Here is a 384-nt window from a genome sequence, read left to right as displayed (position 1 = left end):
CGTGTGAAGGCGGCGCAGCGTGTGTACGCCGAGTTTTCGCAGGAGAAGGTCGACCTGATCTTCCGGCAGGCGGCACTGGCGGCGGCGGACGCGCGCATCCCGCTGGCCAAGCTGGCGGTGGCGGAGACCGGCATGGGGGTGATGGAGGACAAGGTCGTCAAGAACCACTTCGCCGCCGAGTACATCTACAACAAGTACAAGGACGACAAGACCTGCGGCGTGCTGTCGGAAGACCGCGACGCCGGCATCGTCACCATCGCCGAGCCGGTCGGCCTGATCTGCGGCATCGTCCCCACCACCAACCCGACCTCCACCGCCATCTTCAAGGCGTTGATCGCCCTGAAGACCCGCAACGGCCTGATCTTCTCCCCCCACCCGCGCGCG

1 protein-coding gene is annotated in these 384 nt (G+C 66.4%); it reads left to right on the top strand.

Translation table 11 applies throughout. The features are described 5' to 3' along the window. Positions 1–3: 3 nt before the first annotated feature. The coding region (locus TSO352_RS07385) for an aldehyde dehydrogenase family protein (protein WP_348770564.1) at positions 4–384 on the top strand (381 nt) is incomplete at its 3' end.

The organism is Azospirillum sp. TSO35-2 (assembly GCF_003116095.1).
Lineage (GTDB): Bacteria > Pseudomonadota > Alphaproteobacteria > Azospirillales > Azospirillaceae > Azospirillum.
This window is presented reverse-complemented; position numbering and strand designations above follow the sequence as displayed.